2 protein-coding genes are annotated in these 3,216 nt (G+C 67.6%); one reads left to right on the forward strand and one right to left on the reverse strand.

Annotated elements, in window-relative coordinates; all coding sequences use genetic code 11:
• Positions 1–1,962 (reverse strand): sensor domain-containing protein (locus ACDELDRAFT_RS20520; RefSeq protein WP_005800001.1); only part of this gene is annotated, 1,962 nt, incomplete at its 3' end.
• Between the two features lie 130 nt (positions 1,963–2,092).
• Between ACDELDRAFT_RS20520 and aroC the strand changes: the two genes are divergently transcribed.
• Positions 2,093–3,190 (forward strand): chorismate synthase, encoded by a 1,098-nt coding sequence (aroC, locus tag ACDELDRAFT_RS20525; RefSeq protein WP_005800002.1) that lies wholly within the window; start codon positions 2,093–2,095, stop codon positions 3,188–3,190.
• Positions 3,191–3,216: the final 26 nt, after the last annotated feature.

Here is a 3,216-nt window from a genome sequence, read left to right on the forward strand (position 1 = left end):
TTCGGCAATGGGCAGGCGGTGCAGGTAGCTCAGGCTGGAATAGCCGGTGCCGAAGTCGTCGAGCGACAGGCGGAAACCCTGCCGGTGCAGCGCCGCAATATTGGCCGCCGTGACGGGGCGCGCGTCCATCATCACGCTCTCGGTGATTTCAAGCAGCACGTCCTTGCCCTGCAGGCCGTGGCGTGCGAGCGCCGCGCCGATCTGGTCGGCAAACTCGGGCTGGTGAAAGCTCCTGCCCGATAGATTCACGGCCACGCAGGGTACGTTGCAGCCGGCCGCGCGCCAGCGGGCGAGCTGGCCAAACGCTGCATCGAGCAGCCAGAGCGTGAGCTCGTGGATCAGCCCGGTTTCTTCCGCCACAGGGATGAAGCGTGCAGGGGTGATCACCCCCCAGTCGGGGTGTTGCCAGCGCGCCAGCGCCTCCACCCCGTGCAGGGTGTGGGCGGCGTCGTTCAGCACCTGCGGCTGGTAGTGCAGCTGCAGGCTGCGGTCGGACAGGGCCTGCCGCAGCGCGCGCTCCAGCGCGGCGCGTTCCTGGGCGTGCAGGCTCAGGTCGGCACTGAAGAAACGCGGGCCGTGCGGATGTTCTTTCTTGGCCTGGTACATGGCCTGGTCGGCGTGGCTCAGCAAGGTGTCGATGTCGCTGCCATCGCCGGGGTACATGGCGATGCCGATGCTGGCGGTGGGCACCTGGATCTGGCCGTGGATGTCCAGTGGCGCGGCAATGGTGTCGAGCAGGTGCTGTGCGGCGGTCAGGGCTTCGTCCTGGGTGCTGCCGGGCAGGAAGGCCACGAATTCGTCGCCCGCGAGCCGGCCGACCAGATCCTGCCTGCGGCAGGCCTGCACCAGGCGGCGGGCCACGGCTTCCAGCAGCGCATCGCCTGCCGCGTGCCCCTGGGTGTCGTTCACCTGCTTGAAGCGGTCAAGGTCGACGAACAGCAGTGCGCCGGCGTCGCCGCTGCGCTGCAGGTGCGCCAGTGCACCTTCGGCATTGCTTCTGAATTGCACGCGATTGGGCAAGCCCGTGAGCGTGTCGAAAAACGCCAGCTGGTGGATGCGGCGGCGCGCGGTGTCCCGCTCTATCGCCAGCGCACACAGGTGCAGGCAAACATCGACCAGGTGCTGGTGGCTGGCATCGGGGGCGCGCGGTTCACGGAAATAGAACGCGAAGGTGCCCACCACCTGGCCGCGGTGGTTGCGGATGGGGCTTGACCAGCATGCGCGCATGCCACTGGGCTCGAAAAGCACGTGGTAGTCGGCCCACAAAGGATCGGTGGTGATATCGGTAACGACCACGGGCTCGCCTCGGAAGGCGGCGGTGCCGCATGAGCCCACTACCGGCCCGATGCGCACCCCTTCCAGCGCACGGCAGATGTACTTCGGCAGTCCGGGCGCCGCCAAGGGGTGCAGCCGCCCCTGCTCGTCCACGGCCAGGATGGACGCGGTCACCTCCGGGGCAATGCGCTCGACCTGTGCGCACACCAGGGCCATGAGTTCCGGCAGGGGCATTTCGTTGACCATGCCCTCCAGCACGCGCTTTTGCAGCACCTCGTGCATTTTGGTGAGGGTGATGTCGGTAAGCACGGTGATGCGCCCGTCCGCTGCGCCGGTAGCGTCGTGCAAGGCATTGATCACCATTGACGTCCAGCGCGACTGACCATGGTGGCCATAGAGCAGCGCTTCGCCCCGGAAGTGGCCCTGGGCGGCCAGGCTCTGGTGAATGGTATGCGCGAGACCTGGGGCCGAGTGGGGCCCCAGCAGCAGGTCGGCCAGGCGTTTCCCGGACAGTTCGGCCAATGGAAAACCGAACAGTCGCGTGAATCCTGCGTTGGCGTAGACCACCTGATCCTGCCCGTCGCTGATCACGATGGCGTCGTCGGTGGTGTCGAGCGCCCGGCGAAGCGGGGCTTCCTGGAGGGGGGAGGCAAGGCCTGGCGGGGTAATGGTGAGAGTGGCAGGCATGACCTTGGGGCGCCGCAAAGGCTGAGCCTATGCTACCAAGTGCCCACAGGCCTGCCAAGCGGCGATTGGCAGGGGCGCTGACCTGCGCGGGCGCTGCCGGAGCAGGCCGCCTCGGGGATAATCCTTCGCCATGAGCGGCAACACCATCGGTACCCTATTCACAGTCACCAACTTTGGTGAATCCCACGGCCCGGCCATTGGCTGCGTGATCGACGGCTGTCCGCCCGGCATGCCGCTCACCGACGCGGACATCCAGGCCGACCTGGACCGGCGCCGCCCCGGCACCAGCCGCCATGTCACGCAGCGCAACGAACCCGATGCGGTGGAAATCCTCTCCGGCGTGTACGAGGGCAAGACCACCGGCACACCGATTGCCCTGCTGATCCGCAACACCGATCAGCGCAGCAAGGACTACAGCAACATCGCCGAGAGCTTCCGCCCCGGCCATGCCGACTACACCTACTGGCACAAGTACGGCATTCGCGATCCGCGTGGCGGTGGCCGGTCTTCCGCCCGCCTGACGGCCCCCACCGTGGCCGCCGGCGCCGTGGCCAAGAAGTGGCTGGCCCAGCAGTACGGCGCGCAGTTTCGTGCCTGCATGACGCAGCTGGGCGAGTTGCCCATCCCTTTCGAGAGCTGGGACCACGTGCGCAGCAACCCTTTCTTTGCCCCCGTGGCCGACGTGGCGCAGTACGAGGATTACATGGACGCCCTGCGCAAGGCCGGCGATTCCTGCGGCGCCCGCATCCGCGTGCAGGCCACGGGCGTGCCCGTGGGGCTGGGCGAGCCGCTGTACGACAAGCTGGACGCCGACATCGCCCACGCCATGATGGGCCTGAACGCGGTGAAGGGCGTGGAGATTGGCGCGGGCTTTGCCAGCGTGGCCCACCGGGGCACCATGCACGGCGATTCGATGACGCCGCAGGGTTTTCGCACCAACAACGCCGGTGGCGTGCTGGGTGGCATCAGCACCGGGCAGGACCTGGAAGTGAGCATCGCCATCAAGCCCACCAGTTCCATCATCAGCCCGCGCGAGTCCATTGACATCCACGGCCAGAGCACCGAGGTCATCACCAAGGGCCGCCACGACCCCTGCGTGGGCATCCGCGCCGCGCCCATTGCCGAGGCACTGCTGGCCTTGGTGGTCATGGACCATGCCCTGCGCCACCGCGCCCAGTGCGGCGACGTGGTGACCAACGTACCGCCCATCCGGGCTTCGTTCCTTTGAACGCGGCCCAACCTGGCCGCCGGCCT

The organism is Acidovorax delafieldii 2AN (genome assembly GCF_000175235.1).
GTDB classification, from domain to species: Bacteria; Pseudomonadota; Gammaproteobacteria; order Burkholderiales; family Burkholderiaceae_C; genus Acidovorax; species Acidovorax delafieldii_B.

What these genes read in the sequence shown, in the direction of transcription:
- aroC (WP_005800002.1), top strand. Translation starts at nt 2,093, where the DNA reads ATGAGCGGCAACACCATCGGTACCCTATTCACAGTCACCAACTTTGGT.